Below are 19,625 nucleotides of genomic sequence, written 5' to 3'. Positions count from 1 at the left end.
GCTCCGGGGATGGTTCAGCCGCGGCGGGCGGGGCGCCAGCTGCGGGGGTCTATGCGCCCGTCGTACAGGGGGAGTTCGAGGGGGCGGTCGGTGTCGGTGAACTGGGACCACATGCGGTTGAGGCCGGCCGTGCCGTAGGTGCGGACGCGGGTCACGTCGTCCAGGTCCAGGACGTCGGTGAGGGCGGTGGCGGCGCTGTCGGGCGCCTCGGTGCGGACGCGCCCCTCGGGGTCGACGACGAGGCTGCGGCCGGTGCCGAGGGGGCCGGCGGTGTTGACGCTGACGACGTAGACCTGGTTGGTGATGGCGTTGGCGCGGGCCAGCACGAGTTCCTGGGCGCGGTCGCCGGTCGTGGTCATGACCGGGTTGACGATGACCTCGGCGCCCATCCAGGCCAGGTGCCGGGCGACCTCGGGGAACCACGCGTCGTAGCAGATGGAGAATCCGACGCGGCCGGCCTCGGGGATGTCGAAGACCACGAACCGGTCGCCCGGGGTGTAGGGCTCGCGGGGCCGCCAGGGGAAGACCTTGCGGTAGTGCGCGACGAGCCGCCCTTCGGGCGAGAAGGCGAGCGCGGTGTTGAACAGCTCGCCGTCCGGGCCGCGTTCGCAGATGCTGCCGGGCAGCAGCCACACGCCCAGGTCCCCGGCGATCTCGCCGAGCTCCCGTACGAGGCGTCCGTCCAGCGGCTGCGCGCAGTCGCGCAGGTGCCGCTCCGTGTCCTGCGGCCCGCCGTCCACGCCGAACAGGTGCAGCTCGGGGAAGGCCAGCAGCCGGGTCTGCGGGAAGCGCGCCAGCAGGGTCCCCGCCTCTGCTGCGAAGCCGGACACGGGTTCCCCGGCGGGGCGGGGCCCGGCCTGGGCGAGGGTCACGGGAAGGGGTCGGGACATGGTGCACCTGCTTCGTTCGAGTGCTGTGGAAATTAGAGCATTCTGATCAGATAAACAAGAGTGCTCAAGGTGAGATGTTTTCCGGTACTACAGTCGGTCCCATGCCCGACACGGAGAACCGGACCGGCCAGGTCACGGCAGCCGCCGTTCCGCCGCTGAGCACCCCGGCCCTCGGCGGCATCCGCCGTCTGTCCGCGCTGGACACCGTCCGCGCCCGGATAGCCATGGCCATCGACCTGGGCCTGCTCGCCCCCGGGGAGCGGTTGCCCGCCGCCGGCGAGATCGCCGCGGCGCTGGACGTCGGGGAGATCACGGTGCGCCGGGCCCTGGTGGCCCTGTGCGACGACGGGCTGCTGGAGCGCCGCCGCGGCCGCAACGGCGGCACGCTGGTCGCCCGGCAACCGGCGAAGGGCTCGGTCAGCGCCGTCGGCAGCTACCGCTCCGACACCGACGCGGTGCGCCGGCTGATCGACCACCGGCTGGTCCTGGAGTGCGGCATCGCCCACCTCGCCGCCGGCCACGCCGACGACTCCGCGCTGCGCGAACTGGAGCACCTGGTCGACCTCATGGACGCGGTGACCAGCTGGGCCGAGTTCCACCGCCATGACGAGGAGTTCCACCTCGCCGTCGCCTCCGCCACCGGGACACCGTCGGTCGTCGTCCCCTACGCGGCCGTCGTCCGCGAGCTCTACCGGTACTACCTGCCCTACCCGCTCGACGCGCTGCGCGCCTCCAACGCCGAGCACCGGGCCCTGGTCCGCGCCCTGCGGCAGGGTGACCGCGCGGCGGCCGCCGCGGTCGCCCAGGAGCACGTCGAGGCGCTGCACCGGACGATGTTCATCGGTCTCCCCGAGGCCGTCCCGGGAGCCGCCACCACCGAGGACTGAGACCCGGCCGCGTCACCAGTACACACCAGTACAGTCGAGCCACACGTGCGGCGCGTGCCGCCACAGGGGTGGAGGAGACGTCCGTGGAGGGGCTGGCGCTCGTCGCGCTCATGGTCGGTGCGGTGCTGGTCACCGCCGTCGCCCGGCGTCTGGGGGTGTCTCCCCCGCTGCTGCTGGTCGCCGTCGGCCTGTGCGCGTCCTTCGTGCCGGGCATCCCCGCGTACGCCATCGAGCCCGAGCTGGTGATGGTGCTGGTCCTGCCCCCGCTGCTGTACTCCTCGGCGCGGGAGAGCTCCTACCTGCGCTTCCGGGAGAACCTGCGCCCCATCGGGCTGCTGGCCGTGGGGCTGGTGCTGTTCACCACCGTCGTGATCGGCTACGCGGCGTTCTGGCTGGTGCCGGGGCTGCCACTGGGCTCGGCGCTGGTGCTCGGGGCGGTGCTGTCGCCGCCCGACGCGGTCGCGGCGACCTCCATCGGGCGCCGGCTGGGGCTGCCGCGCCGGCTGCTGACCGTACTCGGCGGCGAGAGCCTGGTGAACGACGCCACCGGGCTGACGGCCTATCGCGTGGCCATCGCGTCCGTGGCCGGCGCCGGCTACACCCTGCTGCAGGGTGTGGGGGTCTTCCTGATGGCGGCCGTCGGGGGCTCGCTGATCGGCCTGGCGATCGGCTGGCTGGCCCGCATCGGCCACCGCTTCCTGCCCGGGGACCTGGCCAGCGCGCTCGGGCTGCTTGTGCCGTTCCTCGCCTACCTCGTCGGCGAGGAGGCGCACACCTCGGGAGTGCTGGCCGTGGTCGTGGCCGGCCTGTACCTGGGGCACCGGTCCCCCGACACGGAGGCGACCTCCCGGCTGCAGGTGTACGCGGTGTGGAGCGCCCTCGACACGGTGCTGGAAGCCCTCGTCTTCGCCCTGATCGGCCTGCAGGTGCGGGGCATCGTCGACACCGTCGACACGGGCGTGGGGCGACTGGTCGCGGCCGGTGCCGCGCTGACGGCGGTGACCGTCCTCGCGCGCGTCGTGTGGGTCTACCCCGGGACGTACCTGCCACGGCTGATGTTCCCGCGGATCCGGGCACGCGACCCGTATCCCCCATGGCAGTACCCGGTGGTGATCTCCTGGGCGGGCATGCGCGGCGTGGTCTCGCTGGCCGCCGCCTTCGCGGTGCCGGAGACCACCGACAGCGGCGCGCCGTTCCCCGGCCGCGACGAGATCCTGTTCCTGACCTTCTTCGTCACGGTCGGCACGCTGCTGCTGCACGGAATGACCCTGCCCCCGCTCATCCGGCGGCTCGGCATCTGCAACAAGGAGGCGTACGAGGACGCCCTGGCCGAGGCGAACGCCCAGCACAGTGCCGCCCGGGCGGCACTGGCACGCCTGGAGGAACTGGCCGGGGACAAGCGCTCCCACCAGGCCGTGCTGGAGACCCTGCGGCAGACCGCGGAGGCCCGCCGCAACGCCGCCTGGGAGCGGCTGGGCGGCCCCACCGGCGGCGGCGCAGAGCCGCCGAGCGTGGCCTACCGGCGGCTGCGCCGCGCGATGCTGGACGCCGAACGGCAGGAGTTCGTGCGCTACCGCGACGAACGGCTCATCGACGACGAGGTGCTGCGCCGCGTCATGCGCGAACTGGATCTGGAGGAGGCGGCGCTGCAGCGCGAGTAGCGGTGGGCCCGGGCCTCAGTCCATCGACTCGTGGACGAAGCACCAGCGCCAGTTCTCGCCCGGCTGGTAGGAGCGGATCACGGGGTGGCCGACGGCCTCGTAGTGTCCGGTGGCGTGCCGGCCCGGCGAGCTGTCGCAGCATCCGATGTGGCCGCAGGTGAGGCACAGCCGCAGATGGACCCAGTCGTGGTGTCCGGCGGCCAGGCAGTCGGCGCAGCCGTCGACCGGCGGTGCGGCCGCGACGTCGGCCGGGGCCTGCTCGAGATCGGGACATGCTGCTGTCGTCACGCCGGCCCCCTGTGCCGTCTGCGGATCACTGCCGATGGACGCCCAGGCTACGTCAAGCGCACGTCGCGCGCGATCGGCGTCCCGGGGCGTCCCACCGTGGCGGACCCGCGGCTCAGTCGCGGAGTTCGCCCTCCAGGAGGCCCATGGTGAACATGTCGTACCACCGGCCGTCGCGCCGGAAGACCTGCCGCAGCCGGCCCTCCTCGACGAAGCCGACCTTCCGGTAGACGTGGTGCGCCGCCTCGTTCTCGGTCACGACGGTGAGCGAGATCTTGTGCAGGCGCATCTTCTCGAAGCCGTAGCGGCACATCGTGCGCATGGCGTCGGTGGCGTAGCCGCGGCCCCAGTACTCCTTCTCGCCGAGATAGATGTCGAGTTCGGCGCATCCGGTCTCGGGCTCGGCGTCGCGCAGCCGCACCAGGCCGATGAGCCGGCCGTCCTCCTGCACCTCGATCCCGTGGAGCACGTCGCCGTAGGCGTTGCGGGGCCGCTCCTCCATGCGCTTCCTCACCTGTGCGAGGGGCTGGGCGTAGCCGTCGTCCATCCAGCGCATGACCTCGGGGTCGTGGTTCCAGCGCCACAGCGCATCGGCGTCCGCGGGCTCCATCGGGCGCAACTTCACCAGTCGTCCGGGCACCATGGGGGCGGCCCTCCTTAGGGTCGGCATGATCGACGTCGTGGAACCCGAAAGGGTTAGCACGGCCGCCGTCGGCCGCTCAACCGATTTGCCCGCCGGGAGCGGGCGTTCAGCTCGCCTCGGCCCGGCCCTGACCGTCCGCCGCGAGCACGCGCTCGACGTCGGCCCACGACGCCCCGTGCTCGGCGAGGACGTCCGCGACCACGCCGGGGCCGATGGTGAGGGCGAGCAGGACGTGCTCGTCGCCGATGTGACGGTCGCCCCGGGCCACGGCGGACCGAAGGGAGCGCTCCAGGACGCCCTTGGCCCCGCGGGTGAAGGGCCGTCGTCCGGCGGGCCGCCACCGCCGGGGCCCGCGGCGGGCGGCGAGGGCCCCGGCGCCGTGGGCGTCCTCCACGCGGGCGACGATCGCGGCGACGTCGATGCCGAGCCCGGCGAGCGCCTCGGCGTCGGCCCGTGAGACCCCGCCGCGCCGCCGGGTCTCCCCCAGCGCCTCCTCCAGGGCCTCGCGGCGCCGGTCGACGCCGAGCGCGGCCAGGGCCGAGGAGGCCCGGGTGCCCTCCAGGTCGAGCAGCGACAGCAGCAGGTGCTCCTCGCCGATCGTCGGGTCGCCCGCCCGTTCGGCGTGCCCGACCGCGCCCTCGACGACCTCGCGCGCGCTCTTGGTGAACCTCTCGAACATCCTCAATGCCTCCCGTACTTCTTGTGCACGGCCTGCCTGCTGACGCCGAGTTCGTGGGCGATCTCCTGCCACGACCACCCCTGCGCCCGCGCGCTCCTGACTTGTACGGTCTCCAGCTGCTCCAGCAGCCGCCGCAGCGCGGCGACGGCCCGCAGCCCGACCCTCGGGTCGCGGTCGCCCGCCCGCTCGGCGAGATCGGTTGCCTCGGTCATGTCTGTCAATTTACGTTGACAGACATGGCGATGTCAACTCTGGTTGACAGCGGCCCGTGGGCGCGGGGCGGGGACGGGGTCGGGACGTCAGGCGTGCCCTTGTGCGGCGGCGCGGCGCTGCCGCTTGCCCAGGGGCGCCTGGGAGAGGTCCTCGGCCTGGGACCTGAGGTTCTTGTAGCCGTAGCCGCGCTCGTCCAGCCACGCCCTGGCCGCCTCCTCCGCGCGTTCGGTCGCGTCGAGGATGTCCTCCTCCGCCTCGCCGGAGTCCACGAAGCGGAAGGTGAAGGCCGGGCGTGCCGCGATGTCGTAGCTGAGGTGGCCCTCGGGGGTGAAGGCGGCGTGCAGGACGTCGTGTTCCGGTGCGCGGGCGAGGAGTTCGGCGCGCTGCTCGGCGGTGAGTCCGTCGAAGGCGCCGCGGACGGTGACGCGGAAGGTGCGTGTGCTCATCCGCCGACCTTAAGCAGCGGGCTCCGTCCGGCTCCACCGCATTTCACGGGGCCGGGGCGCGGCGCCGCGGGACCGCGCGGGGGAGGCGTCCCGCGGCGGCGCGCCCGCGCGGTCAGCCGGTGGCAGACGGTGGCTGGGCGGTGGTCTTCCGGGAGCTGGGACGCGGGCCGCGCAGGCCGGTGAGGCCGATCATGGCGGTGGCGAAGCGTCCTGCCCGGCGGTCGGCCGAGAGCGGCGGCGCGGTTCTCCGTCGTGGAGCCGCCGGCCACGACGAAGGTGACCGCTGCATGTGGACGCCCAGCAGGCAGATGCCGACGGCGGTCAGGGCGAACCGCACGGCCGCCACGCGAGCGGGGCCGAGGCGGTCGGCGACTCGCCCGGCGGGCAAGGGGCCGCGCGAGAGCAGGGCGGGCGCCGCGTCAGCTGTCGCGCGTCACCGCGAGGAGCGCCATGTCGTCGTCGGTCGGACCGCCCGCGTGCCGGTGCACGTCGTCGAGCAGCGCCTCCAGCAACTCGGCCGGACCGCCGCGCTCCACCCCGGCCAGTCGCGCCAGCGGGTCGTAGAAGCGCCCCTTGGCGTCGCGGGCCTCGGTGACGCCGTCCGTGCACAGCAGCAAAGTCGAACCCGGCGGGAACGGCACCGTGTCCACCACGGCCTCTCCTTCCCCCAGGCCCTCCACCAGCAGCAGCCCGTACTGCGAGGGCTCGGCGGCGCGCACCTTTCCGCGCCGCAGCAGCAGCGGTGCCGGGTGACCGAGGTTCACCAACCGGACGTGGTCGCCGCCGTGCGGGAACTCGGCCAGGACCGCGGTGGCGAACCACTCCAGTTGCTCGCCCTCCTCGCGCCGGCCCACCTCCCGCCACAGGGCCCGCATCATCTGCCCCGCCACGTCCGCCAGGGTCGTCTGCTCGTCGGCCGCCATCCGGAAGCTGCCGAGGACCAGCGTCGCCTCCTCCACGGCGTCCAGACCCTTGCCCCGTACGTCCCCGAGGATGCAGCGCAGCCCGTACGGCGTGTCCTGGACGGCGTACAGGTCCCCGCCGATCTCGGCCTCCGTCTCCGCCGCCTCGTAGCGGGCCGCGATCCGCAGGTCCCGGACGCGTGCGGGCGGTTTGGGGAGCACCGCCCGCTGGACGGCCGCGGTGATCGAGCGGGCGGAGCGCAACCGGTCCTCACGCGCCTCCAGCAGCCGGTTGATGAACACCGCGACCACGGCGACCAGCGAGACGGTCAGCAACTCGCTCATCCCGCTCAGCCCCCGCAGCCGGCCGAAGTGGGCGAGGATCGCCGCGTCCGCGACGATCGCCGCCAGACCGACCACCATGGTGCCCTGCATCGACAGCAGCGGAGCCGCGAGCACCGGGGCGACGGAGTAGAACGACGCGCTCGTGTACTGCGTCGGGGTGAGGAAGTCCACGACGAGGCCGCCGACGAGCACCACGACCGGGAGCAGCCGTACGTACCAGCCCACCTCGGCCGGGCCACCGAAGATCTCGTCGTCGGCCCTCCCCACGCACCCTCCCGGTATCTCCCGCTGGCGATCCCTACACGCTCCCCGGCAATCGCCCCCGCAGCCACCGCAGGCCCTCCCGTGGAGTGAACCGCCCGGTCAGGTACCCGTCTGGCCCCACGCGGCTACAGGCGGGGGCCGAAATTGTCGATCATTGCAGCAGGACGCACGGACCTGGTTCCCGACACCGCCGAGGAGTCGCGCCGATGACGACGTGGACGAAGGACGAACTGGACCGCATCGAGCACGCCGACGAGCTGGCCATCGCGCCGCGGCGCGACCCCGGCACGCTGGACCCGCCGACCACCATCTGGGTGGTCCGCGACGGAGCCGACCTGTACGTACGGGCCTACCGCGGGCGCGGCGGCACCTGGTTCCGCGCCGCGCAGGCGCGGCACGAGGGCCGGATCACCGCCGGCGGCGTCGAGCGGGACGTCACCTTCGTCGAGGTCGACGACCCGGACGTCAACGAACGCCTCGACGCCGCCTACCGCGGCAAGTACGGCCACTACAGCGCGGAGTACGTGGAGCCCATGGTGGCCGGGACCGCGCGCGCCGCGACGCTCAAGCTCGTGCCGCGCTGACATGACGACCATGGTCATCGTCGGGGCGGGGCCGGGTCTGGGCGCCGCCGCGGCGCGCCAGTTCGGCCGCGACGGCTTCGACGTCGCGCTCGTCGCCCGCGACCAGGACCGCGTGGACTGCCTGGCGGCCGACCTGGACAAGGACGGCGTGACCGCGCGGGGGTTCGCCGCCGACGTCCGCGACCCGGTCGCCCTCGGGGCCGCGCTGGACGCCGCCGCGGCCGCGCTCGGGCCGATCGAGGTCCTGCAGTACAGTCCCGCGCCGCACAGGGACTTCATGAAGCCCCTCCTGGACAGCACGCCCGCCGACTTCGCGGGGCCGCTGGAGTTCTCCCTGTACGGCGTGGTCACCGCCGTCCACGCGGTGCTGCCCGACATGCGCTTCCTGGGCCGCGGCACGATCCTCCTCGTCAACGGAGGCAGTGCGGTACGGCCGCTGCCGGCCCGCGCGGGGACCTCCGTGGCGTACGCGGCCGAGACCGCCTACGCGCGGATGCTGCACGACACGCTGGCCGCCGAGGCCATCCACGTCGCGCAGATGATCATCCCCGGGGTCATCGCCCCCGGGCACCCGAGGAACGATCCGGCCGCGCTGGCGCGCGCCCTGTGGGCGATCCACCGGGAACGGACCGGGTTCCGGCACTTCGCGGGCGTCCTGGAGGACGAGGGCTGAACGACGGCGCGGTGACCACCGGGCCGGAGGGCCGGCCGTCCCGAACGGGTGTCCCGAACGGCCGTCCCGGCGGCGAGCCGACTTCGGGGGTGACGGTACGTGAGGTAGACAACCAGCGCGGACACGGAGCGTGTGTGCCCGCCGCTCACGTCGCCGCCCCGAGGAGCCAGCCGTGACCCAGGAGTTCTCCGGATCCACCGCCCTCGTCACGGGCGCCACCGCAGGGATCGGGCGGGGGGTCGCGCTGCGGCTGGCGGCGCTGGGCGCCGAGGTCGTCGTCCACGGGCGGGACGCGGAGCGCGGTGCGGAGGTCGTCGCGGAGGTGGCGGACGCGGGCGGGCGCGCCCGGTTCGTCGCCGCCGACCTGTCCGACCCCGGCGACGTGCTGCGCCTCGCCGAGGCCGCGGGCGCGGTGGACGTGCTGGTCAACAACGCGGGCATCTACCGGTTCGCGGGCGCCGCCGACACCACGGCCGGGATGTTCGACCTCCACATGGCCGTCAACGCCCGCGCGCCCCTGCTGCTGGTCGGGGCCCTCGCGCCCGGCATGGCCTCACGCGGCCGGGGCGCCGTCGTCAACCTGAGCACCCTGGCCGCGAGCGTCCCCGCCCGTGGGGCCGCCGCCTACGGTGCCTCGAAGGCGGCGCTGGAACTCATGACCCGCGTGTGGGCCGACGAGTTCGGCGCCCGCGGGGTACGGGTGAACGCCGTGGCCTCCGGTCCGGTCCGCACCCCCGGAACCGTCGGGATGGGCGAGGACGCGCTCGCGGCCGTCGCGCGGAACACCGTCATGGGCCGGGTCGCCGAGGTCGACGAGATCGTCGAGGCGATCGTCTTCCTGGCCTCGGACCGCGCGGGGTACGTCACCGGCGCCGTCCTGGACGCGTACGGCGGTCAGCCGGCGATCGGCTGACGGCACCCCCTCCGGAAGGACCGTCGCCCATGAAGGTGCCGCCGCATCCCGGCCTCGGCGGGGACCGCGTCTACCTGGACCACAACGCCACCACGCCCGTCGACCCGAGGGTGGTGGAGGCGATGGGTCCCTGCCTCACCACCGGGTTCGGCAACCCCTCCAGCGGGCACGCCTGGGCCGCGGAGCCGGCCGCGGCACTCGCGCGGGCGCGGCGGCAGGTCGCGGCGCTCATCGGGGCGACCGCGGAGGGGATCGTGTTCACCGGGTCGGGGTCCGAGGCGGACAACCTCGCCCTGCGCGGCGCGGTGCTCGCCGCGGGTACCGACCGTCCGCACGTGATCACCCAGGTCACCGAGCACCCGGCGGTGCTGGAGACCTGCCGCGCGCTGCGCCGGCTGCATGGGGTGCGGGTGACGTACCTGCCGGTGGACCGGGAGGGCCGGGTCGCCCCGGCCGCGCTGGCCGCGGCCCTCACCGGGCGCACCGTGCTGGTCTCCGTCATGGCCGCCAACAACGAGACCGGCACCCTGCAGCCCGTCGCGGAACTCGCCCGGCTCGCCCGCGCCCGGGGCGCTCTGTTCCACTGCGACGCCGCCCAGGCCGCCGGGAAGGTCCCGCTGGACGTGCGCGGGCTGGGGGTGGACCTGCTGACGGTGGTGGGGCACAAGATGTACGCGCCGAAGGGGGTCGCAGCCCTGTACGTGCGCCCCGGGCTCCGCCTGGAGCCCCTGGTGTACGGGGGCGGGCAGGAGGGCGGGCTGCGGGCCGGCACCGAGAACGTCGCCCTCGCGGTGGCGCTGGGGGCCGCCGCCGACCTGGCGGCCGCCGAACTCGCCGACGGCGGGGCCGCGCGTGCCGAGGCGTTGCGGGACCGCCTGCACCAGGGCCTGACGCGGGCGCTGCCCGGCCGGGTCCACCTCAACGGGTCCGTCCGCCACCGCCTGCCCACCACGCTGAACGTCAGCATCGACGGTGTCCCGGCGCACGAGCTGCTCGCCTCGGTGCCCCGGCTGGCGGCGTCCACCGGCTCGGCCTGCCACAGCGGCAGCCGTACCGCGTCCCCGGTGCTGCGCGCGATGGGCCTGGACGACGCCCGCGCCCAGGCCGCCGTACGCCTGTCGGTGGGTCGCTGGACCACCGCGGACGACGTCGACCGTGCCACCGGGCTGCTCGCCGCGGCCGTCGGCGCCCTCGCCTGAGACGGGAGCCGCCACGGACTTGCGGGCGGCCCCCCGAGCGGTAGCGTCGAAAAGGCGGACGAAGGGCACGGCCCCCGCACGAAGGAGCACGCGGATGGGCGTGAAACGGTGGATCGAAGCATGGCCGGTGTACCGGCAGCTCACCGGGACGGACCCGCTGGGCCGGGGAAAGGCCGCGCAGTCGGCCCGCTCGGCCACGCTCGGGGCCCGCACGGAGAGCGCCGACCGGGTGGTGGGCTCGGTGTGCCCCTACTGCGCCGTGGGCTGCGCGCAGCGCGTGTACGTCAAGGACGAGAAGGTCGTCCAGATCGAGGGCGACCCCGACAGCCCGATCTCCCGCGGCCGGCTGTGCCCGAAGGGCTCGGCCAGCAAGCAGCTGGTCACCGGGCCCCAGCGGGAGCAGCGGGTGCTCTACCGCCCGCCGTACGGCACCGCCTGGCAGGAGCTGGACCTGGACACGGCCATGGACATGGTGGCCGACCGGGTGCTCGACGCACGGCGCAAGGGCTGGCAGGACACGGACGCGGACGGCAGGACGCTGCGCCGCACCATGGGCCTGGCCAGTCTCGGCGGGGCGACGCTGGACAACGAGGAGAACTACCTCATCAAGAAGTTGTTCACAGCCCTGGGCGCCCTGCAGATCGAGAACCAGGCCCGCATTTGACACTCCGCCACGGTTCCCGGTCTGGGAGCCTCGTTCGGACGTGGCGGCGCCACCGACTACCAGCAGGACCTGGTCAACTCCGACTGCATCGTCATCATGGGATCCAACATGGCCGAGGCCCATCCGGTCGGGTTCCAGTGGGTCATGGAGGCCAAGGCGCGCGGCGCCAGGGTCATCCACGTCGACCCGCGGTTCACGCGGACGAGCGCGCACGCGGACCAGCACGTCACCATCCGGGCCGGCACCGACATCGCGTTCCTCGGCGGCGTGATCAACCACATCCTCACGAACGACCTCGACTTCCGGGAGTACGTGGAGGCGTACAGCAACGCGCCCTTCCTGCTGGGCGAGCGCTACCAGGACACCGAGGACCTGGACGGGCTGTTCAGCGGGTACGACCCGCACACCGCCGCGTACGACGCGTCGAGCTGGACGTACGCGAGCGTTCCCATGGACGAGCGGCCGGGCCACCACCTCAAGGAGGTGTCCGCCCCCTTCCAGCACGGCGCGGGCGGGCCGTTCATCGAGGGGGCCGAGGGCGGGATCGAGTCCGATCCCACGCTGGAGCACCCGCGCTGCGTGTTCCAGGTGCTCAAGCGGCACTTCTCCCGCTACACCCCCGAGATGGTGGAGCGGATCTGCGGCGTGCCCCAGGAGCTGTTCCTCCAGGTGTGCCGCGCCTGGACGGAGAACTCCGGCCGGGAGCGCACCACCGCGCTGGTGTACAGCGTCGGCTGGACCCAGCACTCGGTGGGCGTCCAGTACATCCGGGCCGCGTCGATCATCCAGCTGCTGCTGGGCAACATCGGCCGCCCAGGCGGCGGGATCTTCGCGCTGCGCGGCCACGCCAGCATCCAGGGCTCCACGGACGTGCCGACCCTCTTCAACCTGCTGCCGGGCTACCTGCCGATGCCGGACACCACCCACGAGGACCTGGCCACCTACCTGGAAGGGGTCCGCGGCCGGGGGCAGAAGGGTTTCTGGGGCGCCGCCGACGCCTACACGGTCTCGCTGCTCAAGGAGTACTGGGGCGACGCCGCGACCGCGGAGAACGACTACTGCTTCGACTACCTGCCCAGGATCAACGGTGACCACGGCACGTACCGCACCGTGATGGACATGGTCGACGGCGGCAAGGTCTTCGGCTACTTCCTGCTCGGGCAGAACCCCGCGGTCGGCTCGGCCCACGGCCGGCTGCAGCGCCTGGGCATGGCGAACCTCGACTGGCTGGTCGTCCGCGACCTCACCATGATCGAGAGCGCCACGTTCTGGAAGGACGCGCCCGAGATCGAGACCGGGGAGATCGCCACCGAGCGGTGCCGCACCGAGGTGTTCTTCTTCCCCGCCGCCTCGCACGTGGAGAAGGCCGGCACCTTCACACAGACGCAGCGGATGCTCCAGTGGCGCGACCAGGCCGTCGAACCGTCCGGGGACCAGCGGTCGGAGCTGTGGTTCTTCCACCGACTGGGCGTGCTGCTGAAGGAGAAGCTGGCCGGCTCGGCCGACGAGCGCGACCGCCCCCTGCTGGACCTGGCCTGGGACTACGAGACGGAGGGCGACGAGCCGTCCCCGGCGGACGTGCTGCGCCACATCAACGGCATCGACCTGCGCACCGGCCGGACGGTCGACGGCTACCTCGACCTGAAGGCCGACGGCACCACCGCCTGCGGCTGCTGGATCTACAGCGGCGTCTACGCGAACGAGACCAACCAGTCCCGGCGCCGGACCTCCCGCTTCGAGACGGGCCCGTACGACGCCGAATGGGGCTGGACTTGGCCCCTCAACCGCAGGGTGCTCTACAACCGCGCCTCCGCCGACCCGCAGGGGCGGCCCTGGAGCGAGCGGAAGAAGCTGGTCTGGTGGGACGCGGAGGCCGGTGAGTGGACCGGCCACGACACCCCGGACTTCGAGCGGAACAAGCCGCCGGACTACCGGGCGCCGGAGGGCGCGTCGGGCGTCGAGGCGCTCGACGGCGACGACCCGTTCATCATGATGCGCGACGGGAAGGGCTGGCTGTTCGCCCCGGCCGGGCTCGCGGACGGCCCGCTGCCCACGCACTACGAGCCGCACGAGTCGCCGATGCGCAACCTGCTCTACGGCCAGCAGGGCAACCCGGTGCGCAAGGTCTACGGTCGCCCCGACAACCCGTCCAACCCGGCCCCGCCCGAGGCGCACTCCGAGGTGTTCCCGTACGTGTTCACCGCGGCACGGCTGACCGAGCACCACACGGCGGGCGCGATGAGCCGGCAGCTGCCCTATCTGGCGGAACTCCAGCCCGAGTTGTTCGTGGAGGTCTCGCCGGAGCTGGCGGCCGAGCGCGGGCTGCGCCACCTGGACTGGGCCCATGTGGTCACCAGCAGGACCGCGGTCGACGCGCGCGTGATGGTGACCGACCGGATGGCGCCGCTGCGCGTCGACGGACGGGTCGTCCACCAGGTCTGGATGCCCTACCACTGGGGCCAGACCGGGCTCACCAAGGGCGACGTGGTCAACGACCTGATCGGCGTGGTGGCCGACCCGAACGTGTTCATCCAGGAGAGCAAGGTGCTGACCTGCGACGTCCGGCCCGGGCGGCGCCCGCGGGGGCCCGAACTGCTCGCGTACGTCGAGGACTACCGCCGCCGCGCCGGGATCACGCCGGAGACCGGCACCCGCATAGCGACGGCCGGCGGCCGCGCCGAGCGGGCGCACCTCGAACCGGACCCGCCGGAGGAGCCGTCATGACGCAGGACAACAGCTTCTACGGGCCGCTCGCGGACCCCGCCGAGGACGCCGGCCACCGCGACCACCCGCCGCGCATGGGCTTCTTCACCGACACCTCCGTGTGCATCGGCTGCAAGGCGTGCGAGGTGGCCTGCAAGGAGTGGAACGCCATCCCCGAGGACGGCATCGACCTGTTGGGCATGTCGTTCGACAACACCGGGATGCTCGGCGCGAGTTCGTGGCGGCACGTCGCCTTCATCGAGCAGCAGCGCCCGCTCGGCCGCCAGGACGCGGGGCTGGCGGGGCTGCCCGTGGGCCCGTCCGCAACGGAGGCGACGGAGGAGGTGGTGGCCGACGCCCTGGAAGTCGCGAAGCGCGGTGGCGGCGACCTGGGCACGGCCCCGGTGGACCTGGGCTTCCCCTCCTTCGACCTGCCCGGCGCCGGGACGGGCGCGGAGGCCCGTTCCGAGTTCCGCTGGCTGATGTCCTCGGACGTGTGCAAGCACTGCACGCACGCCGGCTGCCTGGACGTGTGCCCCACCGGCGCGCTGTTCCGCACCGAGTTCGGCACGGTCGTCGTCCAGCCCGACATCTGCAACGGCTGCGGCTACTGCGTGTCCGGCTGCCCGTACGGCGTCATCGACCGGCGGCCCGACGACGGCCGGGCCTGGAAGTGCACCATGTGCTACGACCGGCTGCGCGACGGCATGGAACCGGCGTGCGCCAAGGCCTGCCCCACCGACTCCATCCAGTACGGCCCCCTTGACGAGCTGCGCGAACGCGCCGACCAACGCCTTGAGACGCTGCACGAAGCGGGGGTCGCCGAGGCCCAGCTGTACGGACGCGACCCCGACGACGGGGTCGGCGGGGACGGCGCGTTCTTCCTGCTGCTCGACGACCCGGAGGTGTACGGGTTCCCGCCGGATCCGGTCGTGCCGACCCGCGACCTGGCGTCGATGTGGAAGCACGCGGGCGTGGCGGCGTCGGCGCTGCTCGCGGCCTCGGCCGCGGTGTTCCTCGGCGGGCGGCGGCGGTGAGCGGCGACCGGGCCGTGCGGCACGGCAGGGGCGGCCGCGACGACGACGGGAGCCGCGAGCGCCCCATGGTGCCGCGGGCCACGTTCCGCTCGTACTACGGGCGTCCGGTGCTCAAGCCGCCGGTGTGGGAGTGGAAGATCCCCGCGTACCTGTTCACCGGCGGGCTGTCGGCCGGCGCCGCGCTGCTCGCGGCGGGCGCGGACCTGACGCGGCGTCCCGAGCTGGCCCGGGCGGGCCGGGTCGGCGGCTTCGGCGCCCTGCTCGCGAGCATGTACCTGCTCGTCGCGGACCTCGGGCGGCCGGAGCGCTTCCACCACATGCTGCGGGTCGCCAAGCCGAGTTCGCCGATGTCGGTGGGCACCTGGATCCTCGTCGCGTACGGGCCGGGGAGCGCCCTGGCGGCCGCGGCCGAGGTGCTGCCGGCGGGCGTGCGCGCCACGCTGCCCGGGAAGCTGCTCCGCGCGGCCGCGCGCCCGGCCGGACTGTCGGCGGCCCTCCTCGCGCCGGGCGTCGCCTCGTACACGGCCGTGCTCCTGTCGCAGACAGCCGTACCGGCGTGGCACGACGCCCGTCGCGAGCTGCCGTTCGTCTTCACCGGCTCGGCGGCCGCGAGCGGCGCGGGCCTGGGCATGCTCCTGGCCCCCGTGGCCGAGGCGGGCCCCGCGCGGCGGCTCGGCGTGGTCGGCGCGGCGGCCGAGGTCGTCGCCTCCCGGCTGATCGACCGGCGCCCGGGCCTGGTGACGGAGGCGTACACCACCGGCCGGCCGCACCGCCTGCGCAAGGCGTCCGAGTACCTCACCCTGGGCGGTGCGCTCACCGCGCTGACCCTCGCCCGGCGAAGCCGCGTCTGCGCCGCCGTGGGCGGACTGGCCCTGATGGCGGGCAGCGTGCTGCAGCGCTTCGGCACCTTCGAGGCGGGCGTCACCTCCACGAAGGACCCCGCCTACGTGGTGAAGCCCCAGCGCGAACGCCTCCAGGCACGCGCCGAGGGCGAGAACGCCTCCGGCGGGGGGTGAGCCCGAGGGTGCCCCGGTTGTTGTGTGCGGGTTGTTTGCGCCTGCGGCGGGCGTCCACCCGCCCTATTGCCCGGCACGGTCAGTGACCGCCTCGCGGCGTGCGTGGTGGGCCGGGGGCGGGGCCTCCGGGGCTGCACGTCCTGGACTGGGTTGTTTACGTGCATGACGGGCGGTACTTGTTGTGCGGCATCCGGGGCCCGACCTGGACCGCCCGCCAATAAATATGCGGTACAGAATGCCCAGCCCCGCAGGCCCCGCCCCGGCCCACCACGAACCGCGCGCAGGCCCGCACCAACCATCCGGGGCAATCGGGTGGGAGGGTGGGCAACCCCCACGCCCACCACAACGCACCCGCACACGACAACCGGGCCCCGGGAACCGCGCCGGTGTGGCGGGAACGCCCCGCGGCGGCCGCCGCCGTACCCTTGGCCGCAGCCAGGCCAGAGCGAAGGTGCTGCTGATGGACCGCGACCAGACCTCCACCGCTCCCTCCCCGCCCGCCGACGCGCGCCGCCGGGTGCCACGCACGGACACGCTGCTCGCCGACCCCCGGCTCGCCGCGGCCGCGGAGCGGCTCGGGCGGACCGTGGTCAAGGAGGTGGTGGCCGGGGTCCAGGAGCGGGCGCGGTCCGGGGAGGTCCCCGTCGACGAACTCGCCGAGCGGGCCGTCGCGGCGCTCCCGGCGACCGCCGCCGGGCTGCGTCCGGTGCTCAACGCCACCGGCGTGCTGCTGCACACGAACCTCGGTCGTGCCCCGCTGTCGGGGGCGGCCCGCGACGCGGTGCTGGCCGCCTCCGGGACGACGGACGTGGAGCTGGACCTCGCCACCGGCGCGCGCTCCCGCAGGGGGCGTTCGGCGCTGGAGGCGCTGCTGCGGCAGGTGCCCGCCGCCGAGGCGGCCCATGTGGTCAACAACGGCGCCGCGGCGCTGGTGCTGGCGGCCACGGCGCTCGCGCAGGGCCGGGAGATCGTCGTCAGCCGCGGTGAGCTGGTGGAGATCGGGGACGGCTTCCGGCTGCCCGACCTGCTGGTCTCCACCGGCGCCCGGCTGCGCGAGGTGGGGACGACCAATCGGTCCGCGCCGGAGGACTACGCCGCGGCCGTGGGGCCGGACACCGGGTTCATCCTGAAGGTGCACCCCTCCAACTTCCGCATCACCGGCTTCACCCGGGACGTGCCCGTCGCGGACCTGGCGCGGCTCGGCGTGCCCGTGGTGGCAGACATCGGTTCCGGCCTGCTGGTCCCCGACCCGGTGCTGCCGGACGAACCCGACGCGACGAGCCGGCTGCGCGCGGGGGCGTCCCTGGTCACCGCCAGCGGCGACAAGCTGCTGGGCGGACCGCAGTGCGGCCTCGTGCTGGGCCGCGCCGACCTGGTGCGGAGGCTGGCCCGCCACCCGCTGGCCCGTGCGCTGCGCGTGGACAAGCTGACCCTGGCGGCCCTGGAGGCGACCGTCCGCGGCCCCGCCACCCCGACCCGGATGGCGCTGCACGCCGACCCCGCGCGGCTGCGGGCCCGCGCCGGACGTCTCGCCGCCGGGCTGCGCGCCGACGGGTTCGACAGCCACGCGTGCGACACGCTGGCGGTCGTCGGCGGTGGCGGTGCCCCCGGCGTCACTCTGCCCAGCGCCGCCGTGTCGCTGCCCGCCGCGTACGCGGTCCTGCTGCGACGGGCCGATCCCGCCGTGGTGGCCCGTGTGGAGGAGGGCCGGTGCCTGCTCGACCTGCGGGCGGTGCCGGAGGAGGCTGACGAGGAGCTTGCGGTGGCCGTGCGCCGGGCCGGCATCCTGCCGGGGACGGGGGGCTGACGTGCACGTCGTCGCCACCGCGGGCCACGTCGACCACGGCAAGTCCGCGCTGCTGCGGGCCCTGACCGGGATGGAGCCCGACCGCTGGGCGGAGGAGCGGCGGCGCGGCATGACGCTGGACCTCGGGTTCGTGTGGACGCGGCTCCCCGGCGCGGGGGACGTGGCCTTCGTGGACGTGCCCGGCCACGAGCGCCTGGTGGGCAACATGCTGGCCGGTGTCGGCCCGGTTCCCGCGGTGCTCTTCGTGGTCGCCGCCGACCAGGGCTGGCAGCCGCAGTCCGAGGAGCACCTCGCCGTCCTGGACGCCCTCGGCGTGCGGCACGGCGTCCTGGCCGTCTCCCGCTGCGACCTCGCCGACCCCGACGCGGCACGCAAGGAGGCCGGGGCCCGCATCGCGGAGTCCTCGCTCGGCGATGTGGAGTGCGTGGCCGTCAGCCCCGTCACCGGCGCCGGGCTCGACGAACTGCGGGCGGCCCTGGTCCGGCTGGCGGGCGGGCTGCCCGCCCCCGATCCGGCGGCGGACGTACGGCTGTGGGTCGACCGCGCCTTCACCGTGCGGGGCCGGGGCACGGTCGTCACCGGCACGCTGGCGGCGGGCACCGTCCGGGTCGGCGACCACCTCCATCTCGCCCGTGACGGACGGCCGTTGCGCGTGCGGGGCCTGGAGTCCCTGAAGGAGCCGAGGCAGGAGGTGGGCGCGGTCGCCCGGGTGGCGGTCAACGTCACCGGGCCCGCAGCGGGAGACCTGCGGCGCGGGGACGCGCTCCTCACCCCGGACCGCTGGCTGATCACCGACCTCGTCGACGTGCGGCTGCGCGGCGACCCTGCCGGCGACCTGCCCCGCGAACTCATGCTGCACGCCGGCTCGGCCGCCGTGCCGGTGACGGTCCGTCCGCTCGGCGACGGCAGCGCGCGCCTGCGGCTGGCGACGGGACTGCCCCTGCGGGTCGCCGACACGGCCCTGTTGCGCGACCCGGGGCGGCACCGCATCCCCGCGGGGCTCACCGTCCTCGACGTCCGTCCGCCCCGGCTGACCCGCCGTGGCGCGGCGGCGGCGCGGGCCGCCGAACTCCGCTCCGCCGCCGGGGTCGCGGACGGGGCGGCGGAACTGCGCCGCCGTGGCCTGGTCCGGCGCGCGGAACTGCTCGCCATGGGGGTCCCGGCACCGGGCGACCCGGTGGCGGGCGACTGGCTGGCGGACCCGGAGCACTGGGCGGCGCTGCTCGAGCGGCTGCGGGAGGCGGTCGAGGAGCACGCCGTACGGCATCCCTTGGAGCCGGGCATGCCCTTGGAGGCGGCCCGCAAGGCGCTCGGCCTGCCGGACCGCTCCCTGGTGGAGGCACTCGCCTCGGCCCTACCGGGCCTGCGGCACGGCGACGGCAGGCTGTACGGGAGCCACGCGCGCCCGACGCTGCCGCCCGCGGCCCAGGCCGCCGTCGAGGCGGTGCGCGCCGATCTGGCACGTACGCCGTTCCGCGCGCCGGAGGCCGAACGGCTGGAGCGGCTCGGGCTGACCCCGAAGCTCCTCGCGGCGGCCGAATCGGCGGGCGCGCTGCTGAGGATCGGCGAGGGCATCGTGCTGCTGCCGGGCGCGGACGCGCGGGCGGCGGCCGTACTGGCCGGGCTGGAGCAGCCGTTCACCGCGAGCGAGGCGCGCAGGGCCCTGGACACCACCCGGCGCGTCGTCATCCCCCTGCTGGAGCACCTGGACCGGCAGGGCCGCACCGTCCGGCTGGACGGTGCCGTCCGCCGCTGCCGCGGGGCGGACGCCGCGAAAGCGCCGGGCGAGCCCGATGAGGGGTGAGGCACCGGTG

At 74.5% G+C, this 19,625-nt stretch carries 19 protein-coding genes; 11 read left to right on the top strand and 8 right to left on the bottom strand.

The window, feature by feature from the left end; translation table 11 throughout:
* Positions 1-14: 14 nt before the first annotated feature.
* The gene (locus ACFV3E_RS20630) at positions 15-890 is read right to left on the bottom strand and encodes a carbon-nitrogen hydrolase family protein (RefSeq protein WP_500535923.1); all 876 of its coding nucleotides are present in this window, start codon (positions 888-890) and stop codon (positions 15-17) included.
* A 101-nt stretch (positions 891-991) separates the two neighbouring features.
* Between ACFV3E_RS20630 and ACFV3E_RS20625 the strand changes: the two genes are divergently transcribed.
* Together ACFV3E_RS20625 and ACFV3E_RS20620 are read left to right on the top strand one after the other, a co-directional pair.
* Positions 992-1,777: a FadR/GntR family transcriptional regulator gene (locus tag ACFV3E_RS20625; RefSeq protein WP_500535922.1), complete on the top strand. Its 786-nt coding sequence runs from the start codon at positions 992-994 to the stop codon at positions 1,775-1,777.
* Positions 1,778-1,860: 83 nt separating this feature from the next.
* Entirely contained in the window at positions 1,861-3,438 is a 1,578-nt protein-coding gene (locus ACFV3E_RS20620; RefSeq protein WP_500535921.1) for a Na+/H+ antiporter, read from the top strand.
* 15 nt (positions 3,439-3,453) lie between these two features.
* Here ACFV3E_RS20620 and ACFV3E_RS20615 read toward each other — a convergent pair whose 3' ends face one another.
* The 7 genes from ACFV3E_RS20615 to ACFV3E_RS20585 all read right to left on the bottom strand — a co-directional run bounded on the left by ACFV3E_RS20615 (position 3,454) and on the right by ACFV3E_RS20585 (position 7,218).
* Positions 3,454-3,726 carry a UBP-type zinc finger domain-containing protein gene (locus ACFV3E_RS20615; RefSeq protein WP_500535920.1) on the bottom strand — a complete coding sequence of 91 codons (273 nt, stop codon included), beginning with the start codon at positions 3,724-3,726 and terminating at the stop codon, positions 3,454-3,456.
* A gap of 112 nt (positions 3,727-3,838) precedes the next feature.
* On the bottom strand, positions 3,839-4,366 hold the full coding sequence (locus tag ACFV3E_RS20610; RefSeq protein WP_500535919.1) for a GNAT family N-acetyltransferase: 528 nt from the start codon (positions 4,364-4,366) through the stop codon (positions 3,839-3,841).
* A 106-nt stretch (positions 4,367-4,472) separates the two neighbouring features.
* Complete coding sequence (locus ACFV3E_RS20605; RefSeq protein WP_500372016.1) at positions 4,473-5,045, bottom strand: Clp protease N-terminal domain-containing protein; 573 nt, start codon at positions 5,043-5,045, stop codon at positions 4,473-4,475.
* Between the two features lie 2 nt (positions 5,046-5,047).
* A complete protein-coding gene (locus ACFV3E_RS20600) occupies positions 5,048-5,257 on the bottom strand; it encodes an HTH domain-containing protein (protein ID WP_018557908.1) in 210 nt (69 codons plus the stop codon).
* Positions 5,258-5,344: 87 nt separating this feature from the next.
* A complete protein-coding gene (locus tag ACFV3E_RS20595; protein ID WP_500535918.1) occupies positions 5,345-5,704 on the bottom strand; it encodes a DUF6204 family protein in 360 nt (119 codons plus the stop codon).
* A 112-nt stretch (positions 5,705-5,816) separates the two neighbouring features.
* Positions 5,817-6,092, bottom strand: a complete 276-nt coding sequence (locus ACFV3E_RS20590; RefSeq protein WP_500535917.1) for a hypothetical protein — start codon at positions 6,090-6,092, stop codon at positions 5,817-5,819.
* Positions 6,093-6,123: 31 nt separating this feature from the next.
* On the bottom strand, positions 6,124-7,218 hold the full coding sequence (locus ACFV3E_RS20585; RefSeq protein WP_500535916.1) for a PP2C family protein-serine/threonine phosphatase: 1,095 nt from the start codon (positions 7,216-7,218) through the stop codon (positions 6,124-6,126).
* A gap of 203 nt (positions 7,219-7,421) precedes the next feature.
* Between ACFV3E_RS20585 and ACFV3E_RS20580 the strand changes: the two genes are divergently transcribed.
* From ACFV3E_RS20580 to selB, 9 genes are all read left to right on the top strand, one after another.
* On the top strand, positions 7,422-7,799 hold the full coding sequence (locus ACFV3E_RS20580; RefSeq protein ID WP_499509300.1) for a DUF2255 family protein: 378 nt from the start codon (positions 7,422-7,424) through the stop codon (positions 7,797-7,799).
* A gap of 1 nt (position 7,800) precedes the next feature.
* Positions 7,801-8,472 (top strand): SDR family NAD(P)-dependent oxidoreductase, encoded by a 672-nt coding sequence (locus tag ACFV3E_RS20575; protein WP_500535915.1) that lies wholly within the window; start codon positions 7,801-7,803, stop codon positions 8,470-8,472.
* A 172-nt stretch (positions 8,473-8,644) separates the two neighbouring features.
* Positions 8,645-9,385 (top strand): SDR family NAD(P)-dependent oxidoreductase, encoded by a 741-nt coding sequence (locus ACFV3E_RS20570; protein WP_500535914.1) that lies wholly within the window; start codon positions 8,645-8,647, stop codon positions 9,383-9,385.
* Positions 9,386-9,414: 29 nt separating this feature from the next.
* A complete protein-coding gene (locus ACFV3E_RS20565; RefSeq protein WP_500535913.1) occupies positions 9,415-10,584 on the top strand; it encodes a cysteine desulfurase family protein in 1,170 nt (389 codons plus the stop codon).
* A gap of 94 nt (positions 10,585-10,678) precedes the next feature.
* Entirely contained in the window at positions 10,679-13,972 is a 3,294-nt protein-coding gene (gene fdh / locus ACFV3E_RS20560; protein WP_500535912.1) for a formate dehydrogenase, read from the top strand.
* The gene (locus tag ACFV3E_RS20555; RefSeq protein ID WP_500535911.1) at positions 13,969-14,988 is read left to right on the top strand and encodes a 4Fe-4S dicluster domain-containing protein; all 1,020 of its coding nucleotides are present in this window, start codon (positions 13,969-13,971) and stop codon (positions 14,986-14,988) included. Before fdh ends, ACFV3E_RS20555 begins: the two co-directional genes overlap by 4 nt.
* Positions 14,985-16,004, top strand: a complete 1,020-nt coding sequence (gene nrfD, locus ACFV3E_RS20550; RefSeq protein WP_500535910.1) for an NrfD/PsrC family molybdoenzyme membrane anchor subunit — start codon at positions 14,985-14,987, stop codon at positions 16,002-16,004. The genes ACFV3E_RS20555 and nrfD overlap by 4 nt, the downstream gene beginning before the upstream one ends.
* 460 nt (positions 16,005-16,464) lie before the next feature.
* On the top strand, positions 16,465-17,811 hold the full coding sequence (gene selA / locus ACFV3E_RS20545) for an L-seryl-tRNA(Sec) selenium transferase (RefSeq protein ID WP_500535909.1): 1,347 nt from the start codon (positions 16,465-16,467) through the stop codon (positions 17,809-17,811).
* A 1-nt stretch (position 17,812) separates the two neighbouring features.
* The gene (selB, locus tag ACFV3E_RS20540) at positions 17,813-19,615 is read left to right on the top strand and encodes a selenocysteine-specific translation elongation factor (protein ID WP_500535908.1); all 1,803 of its coding nucleotides are present in this window, start codon (positions 17,813-17,815) and stop codon (positions 19,613-19,615) included.
* Positions 19,616-19,625: the final 10 nt, after the last annotated feature.

The organism is Streptomyces sp. NPDC059718, from assembly GCF_042733315.1.
Classification (GTDB): Bacteria; Actinomycetota; Actinomycetes; order Streptomycetales; family Streptomycetaceae; genus Actinacidiphila.
The sequence above is the reverse complement of the archived record's forward strand: the minus strand, read 5'-3'. Positions and strand labels throughout refer to the sequence as shown.

Bases quoted from the DNA above. Each gene is read 5' to 3' on its own strand.
- ACFV3E_RS20630 (WP_500535923.1), bottom strand. From the start codon at position 890: ATGTCCCGACCCCTTCCCGTGACCCTCGCCCAGGCCGGGCCCCGCCCC.
- ACFV3E_RS20625 (WP_500535922.1), top strand. From the start codon at position 992: ATGCCCGACACGGAGAACCGGACCGGCCAGGTCACGGCAGCCGCCGTT.
- ACFV3E_RS20610 (WP_500535919.1), bottom strand. From the start codon at position 4,366: ATGGTGCCCGGACGACTGGTGAAGTTGCGCCCGATGGAGCCCGCGGAC.
- ACFV3E_RS20605 (WP_500372016.1), bottom strand. From the start codon at position 5,045: ATGTTCGAGAGGTTCACCAAGAGCGCGCGCGAGGTCGTCGAGGGCGCG.
- ACFV3E_RS20600 (WP_018557908.1), bottom strand. From the start codon at position 5,257: ATGACCGAGGCAACCGATCTCGCCGAGCGGGCGGGCGACCGCGACCCG.
- ACFV3E_RS20595 (WP_500535918.1), bottom strand. From the start codon at position 5,704: ATGAGCACACGCACCTTCCGCGTCACCGTCCGCGGCGCCTTCGACGGA.
- ACFV3E_RS20580 (WP_499509300.1), top strand. From the start codon at position 7,422: ATGACGACGTGGACGAAGGACGAACTGGACCGCATCGAGCACGCCGAC.
- ACFV3E_RS20575 (WP_500535915.1), top strand. From the start codon at position 7,801: ATGACGACCATGGTCATCGTCGGGGCGGGGCCGGGTCTGGGCGCCGCC.
- ACFV3E_RS20565 (WP_500535913.1), top strand. From the start codon at position 9,415: ATGAAGGTGCCGCCGCATCCCGGCCTCGGCGGGGACCGCGTCTACCTG.
- ACFV3E_RS20555 (WP_500535911.1), top strand. From the start codon at position 13,969: ATGACGCAGGACAACAGCTTCTACGGGCCGCTCGCGGACCCCGCCGAG.
- selA (WP_500535909.1), top strand. From the start codon at position 16,465: ATGGACCGCGACCAGACCTCCACCGCTCCCTCCCCGCCCGCCGACGCG.